The organism is Aliiglaciecola lipolytica (assembly GCF_018860635.1).
Lineage (GTDB): Bacteria > Pseudomonadota > Gammaproteobacteria > Enterobacterales > Alteromonadaceae > Aliiglaciecola > Aliiglaciecola lipolytica_A.
Map to the genome: position 1 here is coordinate 1 of NZ_JAHKPT010000034.1, position 1,256 is coordinate 1,256.

The 1,256-nt window shown below is 41.8% G+C and carries 1 protein-coding gene; it reads left to right on the forward strand.

The genetic code is table 11. The features are described 5' to 3' along the window. Positions 1 to 91: 91 nt before the first annotated feature. A partial coding sequence (locus KO530_RS17950; protein ID WP_216049840.1) for an IS4 family transposase occupies positions 92 to 1,256 on the forward strand: 1,165 nt, incomplete at its 3' end.

A 1,256-nucleotide genomic window follows, 5' to 3' on the forward strand; every position in this document is an offset into this window, starting at 1 on the left:
CTGAAGAATCCCCACAGTAAAAAGAAGTAAGTGCTTGAAATTTGGTATTATATATTTCACCACAAAACAAAAATAACCAAACTCAAGCACTATGAAGCTATTATCAGATTTATTTACCTTAGATTCAAACGTTTTAGATCCGCGTATTACCACCTCACTGTTTACCGCTGCTAAAAGCCTCATAAATGGCTCTGAATTAACCTTAACAGCGATGGGAAGAAATGCGGCTTGTGACACTGGTGGCATTGAAAAGCACAGTATTAAACGGATTGACCGACTGTTGGGAAATCCTCGACTACACCGGGTTATTCCTCGCTATTATCAAATCATACAAAACTTGTTTATCACGGAAAAACATCCGTTAATTCATATTGACTGGTCAACGGTGTACAACTACAACTTTGTGATGTTAAGAGCGGCTATCTCCATTAAAGGTCGGGCGATTACGTTGTATGAAGAGGTCCATCCTGAGGAGCAACATGCTCAGCCGGTGATTCAGAAACGTTTTTTAGCTAGGTTAGCTAAACTCTTACCGAGTGACTGCCAACCGATTATTTGCACAGATGCCGGGTTTAAAATACCTTGGTTTAAGGAAGTGAGCCGACTCAACTGGTATTGGTTGGCAAGAACCCGCGGCAGTGTGAAATGTAAATTGGCGACGGAAAATCAATGGCGCTACGTAAGTGATTATCATACTCGAGCCTCTTCTAAGGCCATGGAGCTTCCCATTTGTACTTTATCGAAAAGAAGTCAGTATTCGTGTCGAGGCGTTTTATTCAAAGGGAAAAACAAACAACGACATAATGTAAATAGAAAAGGGGTGGTGACCAAAGACAATATTAATAAGCGTCATAGCAAGTCCGCCAAAGAGCCTTGGTTCTTAGTCTCCAACCTTCCGCAAAATCAATTCGGAGCGAATAAGCTTGTCCATTTATATTCACGTAGAATGGCCATTGAAGAATCGTTTAGAGATTGTAAAAATGAATACTATGGACTGGGATTATCCCGTAGTTTAAGTCGCTGTGAAAAACGTCTGCAAGTCATTTTACTCTTAGCCATGATGGTACAATTCTATCTATACTGTGTGGGTAAAGCGGCAGAAGCCCAGGGCTATCACCGCCATTTCCAAGCAAACACCATCACGAGCCGGCGCGTACTATCTTACGGGTATTTAGCTCTGAGACTGCTCAAGCATTCTCGGTTTTATCTAAATGAGAACATGCTCAAAGCATCCATCGAAGCCCTAGTGGAGGATG